The organism is Bradyrhizobium sp. JYMT SZCCT0180 (assembly GCF_018130165.1).
Lineage (GTDB): Bacteria > Pseudomonadota > Alphaproteobacteria > Rhizobiales > Xanthobacteraceae > Bradyrhizobium.
Genome location: NZ_JAFCLZ010000002.1, coordinates 416,384 through 436,258, shown reverse-complemented (window position 1 = coordinate 436,258; position 19,875 = coordinate 416,384). Strand labels below are relative to the sequence as shown.

General features: G+C 60.9%; 14 protein-coding genes. 6 read left to right on the top strand and 8 right to left on the bottom strand.

All coding sequences use genetic code 11. The features are described from left to right. Positions 1–727 precede the first annotated feature (727 nt). Positions 728–973, bottom strand: coding sequence for a hypothetical protein (locus JQ641_RS04680; RefSeq protein WP_211994643.1), 246 nt, complete (start codon positions 971–973; stop codon positions 728–730). Between the two features lie 216 nt (positions 974–1,189). Between JQ641_RS04680 and JQ641_RS04675 the strand changes: the two genes are divergently transcribed. After that, positions 1,190–4,081: a hypothetical protein gene (locus JQ641_RS04675; RefSeq protein ID WP_211994642.1), complete on the top strand. Its 2,892-nt coding sequence runs from the start codon at positions 1,190–1,192 to the stop codon at positions 4,079–4,081. Positions 4,082–4,444: 363 nt separating this feature from the next. Beyond that, entirely contained in the window at positions 4,445–4,570 is a 126-nt protein-coding gene (locus JQ641_RS38420) for a hypothetical protein (protein ID WP_283815157.1), read from the top strand. A 416-nt stretch (positions 4,571–4,986) separates the two neighbouring features. On the opposite strand, the gene JQ641_RS04670 is transcribed toward JQ641_RS38420, so the two are convergent. Next, positions 4,987–6,981 (bottom strand): acyltransferase family protein, encoded by a 1,995-nt coding sequence (locus JQ641_RS04670; RefSeq protein ID WP_211994641.1) that lies wholly within the window; start codon positions 6,979–6,981, stop codon positions 4,987–4,989. Between the two features lie 150 nt (positions 6,982–7,131). Here JQ641_RS04670 and JQ641_RS04665 point away from each other — a divergent pair, with 150 nt between their 5' ends. Continuing rightward, positions 7,132–7,293 (top strand): hypothetical protein, encoded by a 162-nt coding sequence (locus JQ641_RS04665; protein ID WP_211994640.1) that lies wholly within the window; start codon positions 7,132–7,134, stop codon positions 7,291–7,293. 224 nt (positions 7,294–7,517) lie between these two features. Here the strand turns inward: JQ641_RS04665 and JQ641_RS04660 are convergent, their stop codons facing one another. The 4 genes from JQ641_RS04660 to JQ641_RS04645 form a co-directional block, all read right to left on the bottom strand. Next, positions 7,518–9,293, bottom strand: a complete 1,776-nt coding sequence (locus tag JQ641_RS04660; RefSeq protein WP_349628496.1) for a cache domain-containing protein — start codon at positions 9,291–9,293, stop codon at positions 7,518–7,520. A 52-nt stretch (positions 9,294–9,345) separates the two neighbouring features. Then, a complete protein-coding gene (locus tag JQ641_RS04655) occupies positions 9,346–10,317 on the bottom strand; it encodes an ABC transporter substrate-binding protein (protein ID WP_211994639.1) in 972 nt (323 codons plus the stop codon). A gap of 141 nt (positions 10,318–10,458) precedes the next feature. Further along, on the bottom strand, positions 10,459–11,319 hold the full coding sequence (locus JQ641_RS04650; protein WP_211994638.1) for a tetratricopeptide repeat protein: 861 nt from the start codon (positions 11,317–11,319) through the stop codon (positions 10,459–10,461). 45 nt (positions 11,320–11,364) lie between these two features. After that, a complete protein-coding gene (locus JQ641_RS04645; protein WP_349628495.1) occupies positions 11,365–12,057 on the bottom strand; it encodes a FecR family protein in 693 nt (230 codons plus the stop codon). Between the two features lie 253 nt (positions 12,058–12,310). On the opposite strand from JQ641_RS04645, the gene JQ641_RS04640 reads away from it, so the two are divergent. Further along, positions 12,311–15,199 (top strand): VCBS domain-containing protein, encoded by a 2,889-nt coding sequence (locus JQ641_RS04640; RefSeq protein ID WP_211994637.1) that lies wholly within the window; start codon positions 12,311–12,313, stop codon positions 15,197–15,199. 142 nt (positions 15,200–15,341) lie between these two features. On the opposite strand, the gene JQ641_RS04635 is transcribed toward JQ641_RS04640, so the two are convergent. Continuing rightward, complete coding sequence (locus JQ641_RS04635; protein WP_192739579.1) at positions 15,342–15,500, bottom strand: hypothetical protein; 159 nt, start codon at positions 15,498–15,500, stop codon at positions 15,342–15,344. Positions 15,501–15,580: 80 nt separating this feature from the next. Between JQ641_RS04635 and JQ641_RS04630 the strand changes: the two genes are divergently transcribed. Then, positions 15,581–15,787, top strand: a complete 207-nt coding sequence (locus tag JQ641_RS04630; RefSeq protein ID WP_211994636.1) for a hypothetical protein — start codon at positions 15,581–15,583, stop codon at positions 15,785–15,787. A gap of 239 nt (positions 15,788–16,026) precedes the next feature. Here JQ641_RS04630 and JQ641_RS04625 read toward each other — a convergent pair whose 3' ends face one another. Continuing rightward, on the bottom strand, positions 16,027–17,328 hold the full coding sequence (locus JQ641_RS04625; RefSeq protein WP_349628494.1) for an ABC transporter substrate-binding protein: 1,302 nt from the start codon (positions 17,326–17,328) through the stop codon (positions 16,027–16,029). Positions 17,329–17,625: 297 nt separating this feature from the next. On the opposite strand from JQ641_RS04625, the gene JQ641_RS04620 reads away from it, so the two are divergent. Continuing rightward, positions 17,626–19,821 (top strand): PAS domain S-box protein, encoded by a 2,196-nt coding sequence (locus tag JQ641_RS04620; RefSeq protein WP_211994634.1) that lies wholly within the window; start codon positions 17,626–17,628, stop codon positions 19,819–19,821. Positions 19,822–19,875: the final 54 nt, after the last annotated feature.

The window sequence follows — 19,875 nt, the reverse complement described above, 5'->3', positions numbered from 1 at the left end:
GGGTTAGCATTCTCGCGACGCATTGCGCCCGAGCTTTGCCAGAAACTTCCCGCCCTCTCATTGAGAGGGCGCAGGGAAGACCGGGTGCGCGCTGCACCCGCGGTCTCGTGTGCGGTTTGCACTAAGTGGGCTGCACACGAGCATACAGGGCAGCGGAGAACACCCGGCCTTCCCTGCGCAATGGCTTTACGGCTTATGCCGTGATCTCCCCGGAGACGAGTTCTTGGTTGACTCCGTCACCACCGGTTCAGCTTGCGCCTAGCCGACGGCTTGACGCCAGCAACGGGCGCCAGGACCACACGGTTTTGCCGTACGCTTATCCACGCCGTCGTCGAGGCGTAAACCAGCGTCCACCGCATCCCGTCCAACGTCCGTGACGACGGCCGACGCCCTTCTGAGTAGGACGGGATGGCCGAATGTATGCACCTGATTTTCATTCTGGTAAACAGAAATATTTTTTATTTTGGGCTTGACACAAATTCCGTAAATCGGAAGTGATTTGCCCGTCGGGTTACTTTGTCGCACGCGGCCGGCGAAGCAGCGGGGCAAGAGAGTCCGGGCCTCAGCGCAAACGACCTAAGTGCCATGGTATGGCCGGTGTTGGATGGAAGCCGGAAGTAGTCGACGCAGGTCAAACCGACGCGATTGACCCGAAGCGGACGTGAAAGCTCTCCCGATCCGTCATCGCAAGATTTGCGGGTGCAATAACCCGATTTCACCGTGCGCGTCATGTCCGGTTGTACGACTGGTAGGCGGAGAGGGTTGCGAGCGCCAATATGGGAAAGATGAACACAAGGTCGACGCGAATGTTGCAGTCTGCATCGCACAGGGCGCCGGTCGCCACCTGACGCTCCCAGACGGCGTACAGCAGCCATAGGACGCCCGAAACGATCACGGCCAGACGCGGTCGCTGGCATCCCGCCACCAAGTGGATCACGGCCATCATTCCGGCGGCGAGCACAAATACGTTCATCGTGCTTCTCCCAACCACCCCTTCCGCAGACGTTTGGGCTCAAACTCCGTAGCCACCGGCCTCCGCTCTGGCGCATCGGCCTCCCGGTAAGTCCGCTGGTTGGCCCACTATAAACCATTCGGCCACTGATCCAATTGTGCGCTTGATCGATCGCCTGCAACCTGCTGAAACTCCTTTGGCTTGGGGGAGAAACAAATGGGGCGCAGGAAACTCGCATTGCTCGCTGCGTTGGCGCTGTCGGCTGGTGCATCACACGGTGCAGTGGCCCAACAGCGCGAACTTATGGAGATGTTCGGTAACTTCGTTCGTTCGGGTGTGGCCGCGGCAACGCAGCAAGCCTGGCAGCAACTCCCGCCCAATGAGCTGTCGTGTACCGACCAAGTCCTCCGCGAACGGGGCTTCTCGGTCAATCAAGCTATACAGGAAGGCGTGAACCCGTCCGACCCACGGGTTTCCGACGCTCGCACCGCCTGTCGTACGCCAGTGGGCCAGTCTTCAAACGCCCCCAATAGGGGCTCTGGATCGCCATCCGGTGCCAACGCATCGGTTTACTCTGTCGACGGGCTAACACTTGGCGCTCGCGTGGCGTTTGGCAGTGCCTCGTATACCGAATACTCATGCGGCCCCAGCAGCCAGTTTGTTGGCTTCACTTGGTGCCAACGGAAGAAAAACGAGCGAGGCGCTCGTGGTGCATTCACCTCGAGCTATTCGATACTCCATGCTTCGGATGGCACCGTCGCTTATGTTAACCGCTTTTTGGAGCCCGCTTGGTTTTCCGGAACCGAAGCTAATGATGATGTAGGTCGGCTGACAAAAAGGTTCGGCGCAGCGAGGACAATAGATATCCCAGCCAACTCGGCAGGCCTGACCGGTCTCATTGCCCTATGGGGCGACGTAAAGCTTCTGCCGTTGAACCCTCAAAGCGTTGCCCAACTGGGCGCTGGAAAGGATGTCCGCTCGGGAATACTTGTGGACCATCTTGGCAACTTCCGCCGCTCTGCCGAGCTGAACCTGCCAATCTATCGAGTAGCGGGCGGCCCAGGATATGTATGGGCAGCGAACTGGGATCGAAGCGGAACGGGCACTCTTCGTTTTTTTGCCGCTGACCTGCCGGCTCCAGCCAACCAAGTGGCTGAGAGTCCGCCAAGGAACGAGCCTCGCCCGGTGGATACACCGGCACAGGCGCGGTTCTCGAGCATGCTGAACACCCCATCCGTATGCGAGCAACTTCAGGCTGCCGAAACACAGCTCGGATCGAGCAGCCAAACACAAACATGCCCTCTCGTCGCTGAATGCCGCCAGCAGCTAAACGAAAGAGCTACTACCGTCGATACCTACCTCAAGCAAAGCCCGGAAGTCTCTCGTTGGCTTCGAGAGCAGAGAGTTTCGTCGGGGGTTCGAGAATCGTATCGGGATCTAGGAGGAGCGCTTGTCCGGGCTCAGATCCCGATGTCAGGCAATTGCGGCTACGACAGGATGTATATCCAACGATATTGGATCACATTGCGGGGTGACGCCAACGGCGGGGTCCAACGTCCGCTCGAGCTGTGGAAGTCTGCCGGAAGAGCGCTCCAATCCGACATCCAGAACACGCTTGCTCAGGACGAAAAGACCTACAACGAACTCCTGGAGAACACCGACCGGTATCAAGGGCGGGATGAGCTGGCCACGGACTTCGGCACTTACAAGCAATCCGTTCGCAACGAAGACTATGAGACCGCTCTGAGCATGCGCGCTGCCCTTCTCAACAAGTTCGAGGTCGGAAATCAACGGAGGCAGCTACTAGATAATCAAACCTCAAAAATCAGGTCCGTGACACAGTTAGTCTCCGATTGGTTGAACCAACTATCGGGACCGCTCGTTGTCGTCGCGGATCAAGCAACGATCGATGCAGTGCGCCAATTGAAGGGCGACCTGGATTCGTTGGCGGAGCGACGCGACCGAACGAAAGCAGACGTCTCCGTGGATTTGAACCAGGTTACAGCTCGACTGGATCAGATTCGTCCCAATGTCGCCAAGATCACTAAAGCATCGCAATGGGCGAAGGACCTTTCGGAGGCCCGCAATTCGGTCCTCAATGACATTCCGGTGCTCAAGCGGAGAATTGCCGACCTACCAAACTCGCGCCTACTGCCTAGCGAAACTCAAAAGGCAACTGAGCTCGACAAGGTCGCCAGCGACCTAAATACCTATCGCCCAGACGACGTGGAAAAGCAGGTCGAGTTCCAAGGCGCGATAACAAAGGTGAATACTGCCCTTTCCGAGTTGCGAACCGCCGTTTCCCAGCAAGAAGGTGTCGACAGTCTGACCAACGACATCGAACGTCTGAACTCCCGCGTGTCCGCGCGTGGCCGAGATCTGCTGGACAACAAGACTGGTCAAGCAATGGCCGATCTTGCCTCACAGCAGCAGTCTCTGAAGCTCATGAAGTTCCCCTTGAACGAAGACCAGTTACGCACCTATTCGAAGACGAAGGATACTTTCGATCGGGTCTCATCCGATGTCGATACAGTGATGGCAAACGGTGAGAAGCGGCGTGAAGTGCAGCGTCTCGGCGACCAATACTCGCGGGAGAGCGGCACGCGATGGTCTTTGGACCAGAAGATCGATCCTATGACCGATAAACCTGACTACAAGGTTTCATCGGTTCAGAAGAACGATGAAGGGGCAGTTGCCGAGATCGAGGCCAAGTGCGCGGAACGCGGCATAATCAGCTTCACTGCCCTCGTCGTGGACCAGGATGGGAAGCCAACGATATCGTTCCCGAACTACAATCCCTCTGAACAAGTCTTGATTGGCAAGCGGCGCCTCAATGGCGATGATCCCAAAGCTGCGGTGCTTGTCAGCGATCAATTTAATAATCGGTTTTCAATTCTGTTTCTTCTCGGGCAACCCGCACAAGCCCAGCCTGACAAGGGCCGACAAGGCAATCCGGTCGAGCAGATTCAGCTGCTTTCAAAGGCCCTCCAGGTCGGGATTGTCGGAGCCCAAAAGGCTGACGAGACCTGGCGTGTTCTCGTTCAGATCGAGACCAGCCGAGGTTCTCTGATCCTGAAGATCCCAACCTTCGAGCGAAGCATCAGGAAGCTGGTCGAGACCTGCTCATAGCTGCACTCCCAGTACCCGTGAGACCACCCAGCAGAAAGGCCGCACGATCGCCTTTCGGCCGGCGCGACCCAGGGGTGCAGACGGCGGATTAATCGCTCCTGCTGGTGAAGCAGCGCTGGTATCAACACCTGCTACATACGCGTAAAGCGTTGAGGGTGCGTTCTCAGTTGCTCGCGCGGGACCAGCCGAACGTAACCGTGGTTGATGTGCTCGTATGGCCCCCACATACGTTAATTACTGAACCAACACCTAATCGGCTCACTTCCAACAATCAGCTCGGACAGAGCGGATGGAAAGGAATGCTGAAATGCAAGCTCTCTTTGGCACTTCCGCTCAACCAGGTACGCAACGGATATCGCCAGGATGATCGATGCCACGGCGGCGAAGTACGGCCAACGTTTGTCACTCATTGAGCACTCCGTAGGCTCAAGGGTTGCCAGTGTGCTTATTATGTTCGATTTTGCCCTGCCCTGGGATGCGCGGATGTGAACATGTTCACATTTGAGGCGGATGACGAGCGCCACCAAAGTCAGCATTGGTGCAGTTACTTGCGCAACTTCCGCTGGCAGTTGGCTCGGTTCGAGGAGGACCGGCGTCTACTTGCACGTCGCCGCCGAGCGTGGGCTGCGGATGGCAGAGACTCGATCAGTCTAAGCGCGCGTCTGCGGGCAACCAAATTTGCCCGTCCACCGTAGGTAGATGTCGGATCCTTCAGCGGATCGGATGCCTCGCCGTCGATGCCTCGGCTCGAGTGACGTGACGTACTTGATCTCCCCGCACGTCGCGCGGGGCGGGCAATCAACCGCGAAGCTAATGTCTGGCAGCGGATCATCTGAAATCTTCGCGCCCTCCAAGTATCGAGTTAGTCGGCCGCACCACCATCGCGGACTTGATCACCCTGAACACTATGGCGGGAGGGTTGCTGAAATGGCGCTCGGGAGACGCAGCAGGTGAACGAGTTGCGTGGCCGTCTCCGGTGTGAGATTGCGGCGAAGGTGGTTCAGATCGCGATACAGATAATCACCATTCAATGACGTGGAGCATCCATCGTCATCGCACATTAGATCGTGAGGCAGCAACACCGAGACATTGGGCCATCGATTGGTGAGATCTCGAAGGGAGGACCGTATCTCTTCCTGATACGCGCCGAAAGTTGATCGTGGCGTTTTCAGTATTGGTGGAGGACAAGGGCGCCGCAAGATCATTGGGCTTTTGGACAAGCACAAGTAATTGTAGGGCAGCACTTGTGGTACGTCGCCGATCACCAGAAACTTGAGTCCTGGCCGGTCAAGCGACCGAAAGAATTCATCAAAGGCATCGGCCATCAATTCGATACCACGCTGGCCACCACGCTCGTTTGGACTGTCGCGGTAAAGATCAGTAGGATAGCCCACCCATGCAGCTGCGAGGATGATAACGTTGATATCTGGATTAGATCGAACGTAGCTCAAAATGGGGGCGATAAGCTTGGCGCAATGTTGCCCGTAACCTGGATCGGGAGGAAAAAAACGCCTCAACGATGTGCTGCCTAAGAGCGGCATACAACCCTGGTTCTGGGAAGTTGCGAATGAAATTCCAATCTCTTGCGCCGCCACATCGATCAATGGAGCGAAATGCTGTGCGTGGCTGTCGCCGATCAGCAGTCCAGCTATTTTAGTGTCGCCAGTTCCGAGAACACATGATGATGGATGCGAGATGGGAATCTCACGCTTGTGCCTACAGTCCCAGTTCCACATCACCTCCAAGCTTGCGTATTGCTCCGCGCCGGGTGCCCGTTCGGGAAAACCGCTCTTAATGACAATCACGAAGGCCAGCAAGCCTACGGCCGCTGTGGCGGTCAGTCCGCATCCGATGCTAACTTGAGCGTCCCGGCGCGATCGTCTGAAGGGCTCCTCGACAAAAGTCCATGACGCCCACGACACCACAAGGATGATTACCGCGAGGCACGCCTGTTCGATGACCGACATCGGGGCGTCCATTTGGTAGTGCCGATACAAGGTGATGATCGGCCAATGCCAAAGGTAGAGTGAGTAAGAGATTTTCCCCACGAATGTAAACGGCGCGAAGGAAAGGAGCCTTTGAACTAGCCCGACCGAACGCCACGGCGCTACTAGCAGCGCAGCTCCTGCCACGGGCAGCGCGGCATGATAGCTCGGGAACGGCGAGGATCGGGTGAGTGAGAGCGCGCTCCAAAGGATCAGCGCGAGGCCAGCCAATCCCGCGATGTGGGCGACGACGCGCGAAGCCGTATAGCGGGCGCGCGGGATGACCGCCAGCAGCGCGCCAACATCGAGTTCCCAGGCGCGGGTGTGAGGCAGGTAGAAGGCTGCCTTTGGATTTGTCTGCGTCTGATGGATGCACAGAACGAAGCCGGCGGCGCAAACAATGGCTACAAAAAGGCCGATGTTGCGACGGCTGCGACCGAACAGGTGAACAAGAAAGACAAGTGTTGCGGGCCAAACGAGGTAGAACTGTTCCTCGATCGCCAGTGACCAAGTATGCAGGAGCGGCATCATCTCGGACGCCACATCAAAATAGCCGGTGTGCTTTAGAAAGTAGAAGTTTGACGCCGAGACGGAGGCGTACAACACACTACGTGCCGTCACTTCATAGTCACCGGGCATCAAAAGAAACGCTCCGGATACCAGCACAATGGTCAACATCACCAGAAGCGCCGGGAAGATGCGCCTTATGCGTCGAGCGTAGAAGGCAGAGAAGGAAAAGCTTCCACTATCGATGTCTTGGATGATGATCTTGGTAATTAGAAATCCGGAAATGACAAAAAATACATCAACGCCGACGAAGCCGCCGCTGATCGGCCCCCCCAGGTGGAAGATGACAATCAGCAGAACCGCGATTGCGCGTAAGCCGTCGATATCGGGTCGGTATGGCTGGCTCATAGACCCACCAACTAGCACCACAACCCAGCCTAGAACAAGCATGCCCGCGAAGCTTGAGCGGCTCCGCGTTCTGTAAGGCGGGATACCCCGAGTTAGTGAAATTCCCATTCTTCTTGACGTAGAGGGCGCGCTTTCGCGCGTGAGAACCTAATGGCTGCAAGTCTCATTTCCAAAGACGCCGGCAACCTGATCATCGAGGAGGAGGTCTCAAGCCGGCAGCTCGTTCTTCAAAATGTCAACCACGACGGGCCCTGTCGTGATCCGGCAGCATTCACCGCCGCCGTCTTCGAGTTTCTGTCGGGGCTTGAGTAAGGCGCTCTGTGTCTCTGGTGCCACCTGCGAGCAGGTCAAGAAGGTTCTGCCGTTGTCGTTCGCGAATCTCGATCCCCAACAGGTCAAGAACATCGAGGAGCCGATCAGGGCTTACATCGTTGGCAGCCTCGGCGACCCTCCGGGTGCTGCCGCCCTCGCGAACGCTTCCAATTCCCTACCGCTGCCCGATAAGCCGTCCATCGCGGTGCTGCCATTCCACGCGGCTATCCCGCTGCGACGGATGGAACGCAGGCAGGCTCGCGTTGACAACCAAGACCGCGGACGGATGGATGGCTGCGAACGACGGCAAACACCTCAGGCGCAAGATCGAAACCCTTGATCGGCTGCTTCCCGATCGATGCCAGCGGGATGCGATCCCTGACCTGTTCGGTGACAACAGGGTCGACCAATATCTCCGCGTCGTCAGCCAGACTGCAAAGCCGGGATGCCAGATTGACGACGTTTCCGATCGCCGTGTAGTCGAGCCGCCCTTGATAGCCGAGGGTACCCACGGTCGCGGGTCCCATCGCAATGCCCACGCCGAAGCCCACGGTGCAGCCACCGGCGGACCAGTTGTTGGCAAGGGATTGCACGGCGGCCTGCATGTCGATCGCAAGCCTGATGCCGCAATGCGCCGGGTCCTCGCACCTGACCGGCGCGTTGACGAGAACCATCACGCCGTCACCGGCGAAACGGATCAGGGTGGCGGCATGGCGGGCCGTGACGGCGCCAATGGCCTCGTAATATTCTCTCAGCACGGCCAGAATGACCTCGGGCTCGGCGCGGGCGGAAAACGCGGTGAAGCCGCGCAGATCGCCGAAAATCGCAACCACGTCACGCCGCTGTCCATCCAGCAGCCGCGGATCGGAGTGTTCCACCAGTTCGGCGACCTGCGGGGCAAGGAATTGCTTCAGGCGATTGATGCGCTCGGATTTCTGTTGCGATGCTCCCAGCTCTTCCGCCATCTGGTTGAATCGGACTGCCAATTGCTCCAGTTCGTCGCGGCTTTCGATCGCGATGCGATGTTCGAGCTGTCCCATCCCGATCCGTTCAGCGCCCTCCTCCAGCTTGCGTATCGGCACCCACATGCGGGATGCACGCCAATAGGCGAGCACAAGCGCAAAAACCGTTCCGACGGCGATGAACATCAGGGAACGCCACAGCGCCGCGCGCATGGATTCAAACGCCTCTACGATCGGCTGCTGGGCAATCACGGTCCACCCCACATTCGCGGCAGGTACCGAGAGCGCGACGAAATCTCTTCCGTCATCGCCTGTGGTGACGACCGCCGATCCATTGGCAGCCGACACAACCGATTTGAGCCGGCTGAATTCGCCCGACCCCGCGCCACTGCGCAGCACCAGGCTGATGTCCGGGTGAGCAATCAGGCGTCCTGCGTCATCGACGACAAGGGCGTGGCCGGTGCTGCCGATCTTGATCGCCGCGATGACATCCCAGATCAGTTTCAAATTGATGTCGGCAACGACAACTCCGGCGGCCGCGCGGTTTCCCGCGACGGCGATCCGCATGTAGGGCTCTGAATCGCGCTGATATCGCACAGGACCGTACCAGACCCGGTTCGCGCGCGCCCCCACCACCGCGGGATCATCAGACATGTCCGTACCCCGACCGGACCGATTCAGACTCATCCTGGATACGAACACGCGTTCGGTGCCGGTCGGGTCAACCAGCGACACCGAAACGATCGCCGGCACCTGCTGCAGCAGCCGCAGCCCGTCGACCCTGCGCCGGTCGTCCTCGCCCTGGGTCCACGGAAACTGCACGAGCCAGCCGAGCTGATCGCGTATGCCATCGGTAAAGGTCTGGATCCGGTCGGCCGCAGCGCGGGCCTCGATCTGAAGCACTTCATTGAGATGAAGACGATGGTCGCGAAAGGCGAACCAGGCCTCGATCACGGAGCCAAGTGTGAGCGGCACCACCACTGCGACAAACAGTGTGACGAAGTACTTGACGAACAGGGAGCGCCGCGGCCGGGTCACGCTGGCGGCGCCCGGCAACTGGAGCTGCACGTCACGATGGGATGTGCCGGCCTCATTCGATCACCTTGTTGGCGCGAAACAGGATGGAGGATTTGTCGAGGTCGATGCCGAGCAGTTCAGCCGTCCTGAGATTGACGACCAGCTCGAATTTGGTGGGTTGCACAACAGGAAGCGTGGCGGGGTTTTCCCCGCGCAGGATCCGGTCGGCGTAGGCCGCAAGCGCGAAATAGGTCGCGCGCTGGTTCGCGCCATAGCTGATGAGCCCGCCAGCATCGCAATACTCGCTCCATCCGAACATCGAAGGCAGCCGATACTTGATGGCGAGCTGGGCGATCTTGGCGCGGTGCACCAGCGTGAGAACATCCGGAAAAACAAGCAACCCATCCGGGTGCGCGTCTCCAACCAGTCCAAGCGCGTGGTCCAGCTCGTTCGCGCCGGCAAAGGGAACATAAAGCAGCGTGATGCCGAGCTGCCGGGCGGCGTCCTGGGTCGCGCGCCACTCCGATTGTTCGCCCGGATGAAGACTGTTCGACAGGACCGCCAGGGTGCGCAGGGTCGGAAAGATTTCCTTCAGCAGCTCCACCCGCTTTCCCGCCACATCAAGCGACAGGAAGGTCGAGCCGGTGAAATTGCCGCCCGGTTCTCCGAGGCTCTTGACGAGGCCGAGCTCCACCGGGTCGCCGCTCAGCGCAAACAGGACCGGAACATCCGTTACCTCCGTCAGCGCGCGGGTCGCAGGGCCGCTCGACACGGCAAGGTCGACGTTGCCGCGCCGGACGTTCGATACCACCTCGCGCAGCGCCTGCGGATTGCCGGGCGCGTAGTGTAATTCCAGGGCCACGTTCTTGCCCTCGACATAGCCCCGCGCGCGCAATCCTTCGCGGAATCCGTCGAGGAACGGGTCGGGCTGGGACCCGGTGGAAACCCAGAAAATGCGATAGACCCTTGTCGGATCATGAGCCAGTGCGGCGACCGGCCAAGCCATCGCGGCACCGACAAGCGTTATGAAATCTCTTCGTTTCATGCTGGCCACCATGGCCCAAACCGGCCTTCCAAGCTTCGAGCCGGCATTCAGATGAGCTGCAGATAATCTTGATTTTTTCCTTTTTGGGCGGCTCGGGGTGCCCGAATGCGTCCTCGGCCCGAGGTTCCAACTGGCTCGTCCCTACTCCACGCCATAGCGCGTGAAGTGATCGCCGACGCTGGCCTGGATTGTCCTGGCCGCCGAGATATCGCCATCGCTGCCCGCCTTGTCGCCCTTCCTGAGCTTGGCAAGCCCGCGCCCATAGAGCGCGCTCGCCAGCTTCGGCTCGGTTCGCAGCGCAGAATCATAATCCTCGATCGCCGCGTCGAACTGGCCCATCTTCAGACGGACCAGCCCCCGCGAGTCGTACGTTTCGGCATTGTTGGGTCCCGCCCGAAGCGCCCTGTTGCAGTCCGCCAGCGCGGTTTCCAACGGCCCGACGACAGCGCGTGTCCAGCACCGCCCGCTCCATCCGGCTGCCAGATCGGGCTGAAGGCGAACCGCCTCGTCATAGTCCCGCGCCGCGCGATCGTACTCGTGCTTCTTCAGGTAGATTCCCGCACGGTTGACGAAGGCTCTGCCGTAGTTGGGATTGAGCTTGATCGCCTGATCGAGAGATTGGATGGCGAGGTCGTATTCGCCCTTTTTCAGGTACGTTACACCCCGGTTGTTGAACGGGCGGGCATCGCCTGGGTTGAGCTTGATCGATTCATCGAAATTGGGGATGGCGCGGTCGTAGTCGCCCTTTGAGGCATAGGCATTGCCACGATTGTTGTGGGCGACAGCCAGGGAGGCCGTCGTGAGTTGGCCCGATCCGATAAGCGCCGTGCAAGCATTGATCCGGTGCTCGAGCGAGGCGCGATGCGTACCGTTGCACAGCTCGAGATTCCCGAGATAGGTGTTGTTCTTCGGGTTCTGCGCCGCCGCCGGTGATCCGAACAGCAGCAAGGCGAGGATCGGCGCCAGGCCGAGGACAATGCGTCCGCTTGCGCTGGATTCCATGTCAGGCTTCCGGGTCCTGGAATAAGAGGATGAGCGGCCGACCGCCTAGCACCCCCGACAGATTTTCAGATTTGACCCGGGAGGCGTTGTTTCGGATGGCGCCGCCGCCGGTCTCCCGGGCTTTCGCATGACTTTGCTCTTGCCTTCTTCAATGAGGGTGGAAAACTTGAATGTCCCGTCGTCCGACATTTCGACGTGCGGCGTGGTGCCGCGAATCCCCATTGTCGCGACCGGAGTATCGACCTTCATATCGCCGGTCTTCGCGACCTGGCCGGCAACAAACGTGAAGGTTCCCTTGGTCAGACTGAGCAAGGTCTTGTTGGACTTCCCGTTTGGGTCATACACGAACTCGCTCAGGGCCATGCGCGCGTTGCTCGACAGATTGAACGCGGTGCCATCCGTAAAGGTGATGCCGACCCGGCCGTCGGCGCCGGTCGCGACCACATCGCCCTCATAGACGATATCACCAACCTTCGCCTGAGCGGCCAGAGCGTCGGCGCGAACCTGAATGACGGTCGCACCGGCGCGTTCGATGGTAACCGAACCTGTCGCGACGACGACTTTTCCAATCGGTTTGGATGCGACCTCCTGAACCGCGGGCGTCGCAGAACCGCGTTGCGCCTGAGCCGGGCCCGGGAAAGATCCGCCGATCGCCAGTGCGAAGCCCGTCAGCAAAACGGCAAGTGTGTGGTTGCACATGATCGGCCCTTCCCGAGCAAATCTCGTTCGCGTGGCCAACCGGTTCCTTGGAACCGCCGGCCAGGGCAACAATGGATGCGATTGAATATTATGCCGGACCGGGCCGCTCCGCACCACCTCCCCCAAAAGGAGTACCCCTTTTGCGCCGCGGGCCTTGTGCTGACTTTCCTAATCTCTCCAAAATGTTTGCGCTACTTTGGCACAGAAGATTTCGACGGTCGGTCTTTGGCTGACCGCGCCAAATGTTTTCACCTGATTGCGCAACTGGTAGCGGCAGACCGGGGCGGAACTCATGCTCGCAGGGTCCCACGCCAAAACCGGGGACGATCGTGACGCGGCAGCGGAGCGGCTTCCCCGCGTCATCGGCAATGCTCAGACGGATGCCCATGGCCGCCTCCCCGGCCAGGGGGCAAAGAGCGATTGCGCGCATGACGACAGGCCGTTTCCTGGCATTTCGGGCCGCACTCACGCCCGTTTCGGCATCCTGTGGCTCACAGCGCTGACCTTCTCCATGATGAAGGAAGCCGGAGCCGCGGACCCGAATGTCCTTTTCCTGGACGACGGCAACATAACCTACAAGGATCTTGAGCACGGAACCTTCGAGCTTGTGACCAAGGAGGCTATCCCGCGGCACTTCTTCGTTGAGGATCCTGGCGAAACAATCGTCCTGCGCCTCGAAGGATCCTCGCTCAATGTCAGCAAGGTCACAAATTCATCCTCGCGAATGGCGGAGTTGCAGGCAGCGCAGCAGGAAGCGCTCGCCACCCTTGCGAAAGGCATGGAGTCATCCGGGTCGAGCACACCTCCTTTGGTCGATCGGCTGCCGGTGCAACCGATCAACTTTATCGAGACTGACGTCCCCTCCCCCACGGGGGGGTCTTTCCAGCCGCTGCCGGTGCCCAACTTCCCTTCCACCCAAGTTATTATCGCAATGCCGCCTGTCCCGCCGACACTGAATGCCGTGGCAGGTCCGACCGAAATCGACACCTCGGCGTTTGACACCTTCACTGCGACGAGCGGCACTTTCATTGCCAGCAGTAGCAACGGCGCCACGCTGACTTACGGCATCAGCGGCGGGACCGCCGGCAGCACGGTACTGGCTGGGGAGACATTTGATGTCTCGCAGACGGGCCCCTACGGCACGCTTTACGTCAACAGCACGACCGGCGATTACACTTTCGTTCCGGACAGTCACGCGATCAATGCGCTGACCCAGCCCACGACCACGAGCTTCACCGTCACGGTGTCCGAGGGCGCGCTCGCAGCCAGCCAGACCTTCACGATCAACATCAATGGCGCCAACGACGCCGCCATCATTTCCGGTGCCGCGACCGGTTCGACGGTCGAGGCCAGTGGCGTCGCCAACCGCGCGCTGGGCACGCCGACCGTGACCGGCACGCTCACCAACACCGACGTCGACAATCCACACGATACCTTCACGGCAATCGAGACGCCCACGGCGAGCGCGGGCGGCTACGGCAGCTTCGCCATAACGGCGAATGGCGTGTGGACCTACATGCTCGACGAGACCAACAGCGCGGTGCAGGCGCTCAATGTCGGGGGCACACTGACCGACACCTTCACCGTGACCACCATCGACGGCACCGCCAAATTGATCACGGTCACCATCCAGGGCGCCAACGACGCGGCCGTCATTTCCGGCGCCACGGCCGGCGCGGTCATCGAGGCGGGCAGCGCCGGGCGCGGCACGCCGAGCGCGACCGGCGCGCTGAAGGCCGCCGATGTCGACAACACGCCGAACAGCTTCACGCCGGTCGACTCGCCGACCGAGAGCACGGGCGGCCATGGCACCTACACGTTGACCGCGGACGGCGTGTGGACCTACGCAGTCGACGATTGCGACCATGCGGTGCAAGCGCTCAACGTCGGGAAGACGCTGATCGACACTTTCACCGTGACCACGATCGACGGCACAGCGCAGGTGGTGACGGTCGAGATCCAGGGAGCGAACGACGCGGCCATCATCTCCGGCACCACCACCGGGTCGGTGACCGAGGCTGGGCACCATGAACACGGGAAATCGACCGCGTGCGGCACACTCACCAACACCGACATCGACAATACGCCCAATACCTTTACGGCCGTCGGCGAGCCGACCGTGAGCGCGGGCGGCTATGGCAGCTTCACCATGACGACGGATGGCAAGTGGACCTACACGGTCGACGACACCAACGGCGCGGTGCAGGCCCTCAATAGCTGCGACACGCTCTGCGACAGCTTCACGGTCACAACCATCGACGGTACCGCCCAGGTGGTGAAGGTCACCATCCAGGGCGCCAACGACCCGGCCGTCATTTCCGGCGCCACAGCCGGAAGCGTTGTCGAGGCCGCTTGTGATGACCACGGCACGCCGGTCGCGTGCGGCACACTCACCAGCACCGACGTCGACAATACGCCCAATGCCTTCACGCCGGTTTGCTGGCCGGAGGCGAGCGCGAGCGGCTACGGCAGCTTCACCATGACGGCGGCGGGGGTGTGGACCTACACGCTCGACAATTCGAACTGCACCGTGCAGGCGCTCAACAGCTGCGACACCCTTTGCGACAGCTTCACGGTCACAACCATCGACGGTACCTGCCAGGTGGTGAAGGTCACCATCCAGGGCACCAACGACCCGGCCGTCATCTACGGCACCACCGCCGGATGCGTGGTCGAGGCTGGTTGTGACGATCAAGGCAAGCCGGTCGCGTGCGGCACGCTCGAGAGCACCGACGTCGACAATGCGCCCAATGCCTTCACGCCGGTTTGCTTGCCGGAAGTGAGCACGGGCGGCTATGGCAGCTTCACCATGACGGCGGCCGGCGCGTGGACCTACACGCTCGACAACGCCAACTGCACCGTGGACGCGCTCAATAGCTGCGACACCCTTTGCGACAGCTTCACGGTCACCACCATCGACGGCACCGCCCAGGTGGTGAAGATCACCATCCAGGGCGCCAACGACGGATACGAATTCAAGGCGTCGGCCGCCGGCGACTCATTCCAGTTCAACGACGAGATTTCCGCCTTTGGCGGCTCAAGCGTCATCGATCCCCTTGATGTGGATTTTGCCCAAGCGGCAATCAGCCCGAGCGAAGATGTCGCAGGAACCAGCAGTTTCGCTCTCGACCCGTTGGCGAGCGCCGTCGCTTTTCATGCGCCGCACGACCTGATGCTGTGACGGCTTTCGAAACCGTGGCGCTCGAGAGCGCGAAACAAACAGTCAGCAAACACTTATCCCGTATATCGCTGCGCTGATGCAGGCTGCTCGCTGCGCGCGCCTTCCGAAGAAACCAACGTCACCGAAAGGCGCTGCAGGACTTTTACTTGGTGACCTTGTCGACCACCGCATCGATGCCCATGCGGATCGCGGTGCCGGTGGCGAAGGCAACCACGACGACCGGGATCCAGATGAATCCGCCCGAGACGGAGTCGAGTTCGGCAGCATTCAGTTCGCGCGCTTCAGGGTTCAGCTTGGTCATATCAGTCGCTCCCGTTATCGGTGGAAGGACTGTCCCCGCCACTCGTAAGAGATTGATAATCCGCGGCGCGCCAGGCCGCTGTGTCGGACGTCACACTCAAGTCGGTGCGTGGAACGGGTGTCGGGCGCGGCCCGATCGAACCGGAATCCGTGATGCGCTCGCACCATCTTGATCCCGCGCAGGCCTTGGCCACCAGCGAGGGGCGCAACCTGTTTTGGCGCAAGCGCCACAGAATCGTGAAGCCGCCACGGATTGCGGCGGTGCGGCCCGCGCATTACCTGACGTAGTACGCCTTGCTGGAGCAAGTATGATGCGCGCTGTTTTGGCCTTGGGCCTTTTGATCGCCCTCTGTGCTTCTGCCAACGCCGCAAAGGTGCAGCACGCCAAACCGCATGCGGGCCAGTCTCGCCCGGCCCAACCTGTTGCTGCCACCAGGGGCTATGCTGTTCCCGGTTGGACCGACGCACAGACGCGGTACTGGATGGACAGCTTTCACGGCGGAACGGATTGACGCCGAGCGGCACGACTACCCGCGCATCACCGCGTTGGCCTTTTCGGCGGCGGCGGTCATGGCAATCTTCGCCGATTTCGCTCCCGAGACCACTTCATTCACGCCGATCATGAAGGCATCCATGACGGGCCTCGATTGCGGATGGAAAAGTATCGCCTTGGCGCGGTCGACGTCGGCATTTTGCAAGTTGGTCAGCGCCGCTGCGGCGGCCTGCGGGCCGAACGCCTTCTTGAATTCCTCGCTCGACCAGGCCGACAGGCGTGTCGTGGCGAGTCCCGCCGCCGCGGTCTGCAGCGAGGTCGCCTTGCTTGTCGCCCACAGCAGAAACAGGAAAGCGGACCGCTTGTTGCGCGACTTGGAATTGATGCACGCCTGCCAGTGCGACATGAAGGGGATGGATGCCTGCCCGGGGGCATGCGGAAAGGCCGCAAACTCGGCCTGCTTCGTCACGCGGCTCTTGGCGGGATTGGAGATGTCGGTCGCGAAGTTGCTGCTGTCGATGGCCATTGCCGTCCTTCCTTGCAGGAAGTCGTCCAGCACGTGGTACCATTCATAGCTACCGACGCCGACCGGCCCGGCCTGGCTGAGCAGCTGCCCAAACATCTCGACGGCGGCGATGGCCTCGGGGCTCGCGAAAGCGGCCTTGTTGTCCTTGACCATGTGTCCTCCATAAGAGAACACGAAGCTCATGGCCGGCACCGACGAATTGCCGCCGGCCTGCGCGCGCATCGCAATCCCGGACATCGCGCTGGTCTTGACCGCCTTGGCGGTGGCAAGCAGCGCTTCGAACGTCTGGGGAATCGGCAGGTTCCTGGCCGTTCGCGCATCGCTGTTGACGAACAAGGTCACCGCCTCGGAGGTGATCGGGACGGCGTAGCGTTCGCGGTCCGACCACAGCGGAAACGCGCGCGCCGTCTTGAGAAGGTCGCTCTCGTCGTACCAGCCGAGATCGGTCAGCGACTTGTCGGCATAATAGGCGTTCAGCGGCGCGAGCCATCCTGCCGAGATGCCCTGGCCATAGGTCGTCCACATGAAGACGTCGGGGGTGCTGCTGCCACGGTTGAGCTGGATCGGCAGCGCGCCGAGATAGGCGGTTTCCAACCGGAAGTCGGTAGTGACGATGATACCGGTAAGCTTGGTGAAGTCCCACAAAAGCGGAGTGATCGCGTTCGACCAGGGATGGATTGCGCCTGCGAGCGCGATCGTCTGCCCCGCAAACTGCTTCCAATCTATCGAAGCCTTGGCATAGCTCGCGGCGGCATCCTCTGCAAAACCCCACCGCGGCAGCATGGCGAGGCCCGGCAATGTCGCGCCCACCGCGCCCAATCCCTTGACGAAGCTCCGCCGGCTGGCCGAGCCTGGACTGCTCGGTAATGTTTCACCTGGAGCCAAGTGGTTTGGAGCCATGTGGTTGCTCCTGCCGCGGATCGGCCTTCACAACAAGCAGACGGGGCCTTACCCGTGACGTTCTGGCCCCTTGCGTGTAATCTGCAAAATGGAACTTGCAGGTTCCCGTCTGATCCTGCGGACCGCGGCTATGTTTTCATTATACTAGCAATGTTCTGCGTCGGCATCAGAAAATAATCGCTCACGCGAGCATCGAAGACCGGGCCAATGTCAGTCACTCTGCGCCAGTCCTCTCGGTGGTTTGCTCGTCCGCTGGCGCTGGTGGTCGCGGTTCTTCTAACTGTGGTTGTCGCGACCGGGTTTCTCGGCTTCAGATATTGGCAGGAGCGACAAGCCGCAGATCTCTTGTTCGAGCGCGGTCGCCAGGTGCTCGAGACGCTGGATCGGCTGCGGACGGTGATCGCCGACGTGGAGGCCCAAAGGCGCGGGTATCTGCTGACTCTGGACCCCTCATATCTCAAGGCCTACGGCGTCTCCGACGAAAGCGTGCGCCGCGACGCCCAGGCGCTCCAGGCTCTGGTAGCGAGCGATCCATTGCAGAACCATCGTGCGGGACATCTGGCGCTGACCGTTGCAGCAAAGCTGCGCGAGATCGATGACATCGTCAATTCTGCCCGAACCAGCTCCGGGCCGGCGGCGCTGGCGATGATCCGCAGCCTGGACGAGATCCGGTCGCAAATCGACCAGATGGTGGACCACGAGCGCTTCCTGCGCGTGGATCAGGAGCGGCGCGCCGAGGCACTCGAACGCCGCAAAGCCTGGCTGATCGCTACGGCTGTCGTCGTTGTCGCGGTCCTGGCAGGGGCAGCGCTGGCGCTCGCACGGTTCGAAGCGAGGCGCCGGCGAAAAGCAACCGAGGAGAACGTCCAGCTTCAGAGCGATATCGAAGCGCGTGACAGGAAGATCCGGCGCCTGGTCGACGCCAACATCATCGGGATCATCATCTGGGAGGTCGATGGGCGCATTCTTGAGGCCAATGACGAGTTTCTCCGCATTGTGGGATACGACCGGGAGGATCTAATCTCGGGTCGCCTGCACCGGACAACGCTGACGCCGCCGGAATGGCTTGAGCGCGACGCGCGTACCGTTGCGGAGCTCAGGCAGGTCGGGACTGCGCAACCCTTCGAGAAAGAGTACGTGCGCAAAGACGGAAGCCGCGTTCCGGTGCTGATCGGCGCGACGATGATCGAAGGAGCTACAAATCAAGGTGTTGGCTTCGCCCTAGATTTAACCGAGCGCAAGCGGGCGGTCGAGGCCCTGCGGCAAAGCGAGGAGCGCTTTCGCACCCTCGTGCAATTCTCCTTCGACGTGTACTGGGAGACCGACGCGCAGCATCGCTTTACTCACCAGGAGTTCGCCGAGAACCTTGCCGACGCGCCGGCGTGGGGCGCCGAGATCGGGAAGACGCGCTGGGAGGTGCCTTACCTGGAGCCCGACGCGGAGGCCTGGCGCAAGCACCGGCAGACGCTCGATGCCCACCTGCCGTTCCGTGATTTTGAACTCGCGCGCCCTGCCCCCGACGGCAGCAAGCGTTACGTATCCGTCTCGGGGCTGCCGATGTTTGACGAGTCTGGGCGCTTCGTCGGCTACCGCGGCGTCGGGCGGCACATCACCGAACGCAAGCGGGCCGAAGAGGCCTTGCGCTCCGCGCAGGCGGAACTCACCCACGCCAATCGCGTCGCCACCATGGGGCAGCTGACGGCCTCGGTCGCCCATGAAGTCAGCCAGCCGATCGCCGCGACCGTGCTCAACGCCCAGGCCGCGTTGCGCTGGCTAGCCACTCAGCCACCGAACCTCGGCGAGGTTCGGCAGATCCTCGGCCAGATCACGGATGACGGCAAGCGTGCCGGCGACGTCATCGGCTGGATCCGGGCCCTCATCAAGAAAGCTCCCCCGCGGAAGGAGCGCCTGGAGATCAACCAGGCGATCCTCGAGGTCATAGCCCTGACCCGCGGCGAAGCGGTGCAGAACGGCGTCTGGGTACGGACGCAACTCGCGGAGGGCTTGCCGCTCATTCAAGCGGACCGGGTCCAGCTGCAACAGGTGATCCTCAACTTGATCATCAACGCCATCGAAGCGATGAACGGCGCCAGCGAGGGGACGCGGGAGTTGCTGATCAGCACCGCCGCAGACGCCTCGAACGGCGTGCTCGTGAGCTTGCGGGATACCGGTCCCGGACTGGATCCGGCGAGCCTCGAGCACCTCTTCGACGCGTTCTACACCACCAAGTCCAGTGGCCTCGGCATGGGACTAAGCATCTGCCGTTCGATCATCGAAGCGCAGGGAGGACGGATCTGGGCCGACGCCAACAAACCTTGCGGCGCCGCCTTTCATTTCACCCTGCCCTTGCAACGAGAAGAGATCGCTCCTGCCGAACACGCCGGCCCAATGCCGGTGGCATGAGATGTTGGTTCGGGAGCAAACCGTTTTGCGGATGCGCGTATCGCTATGCTCGCG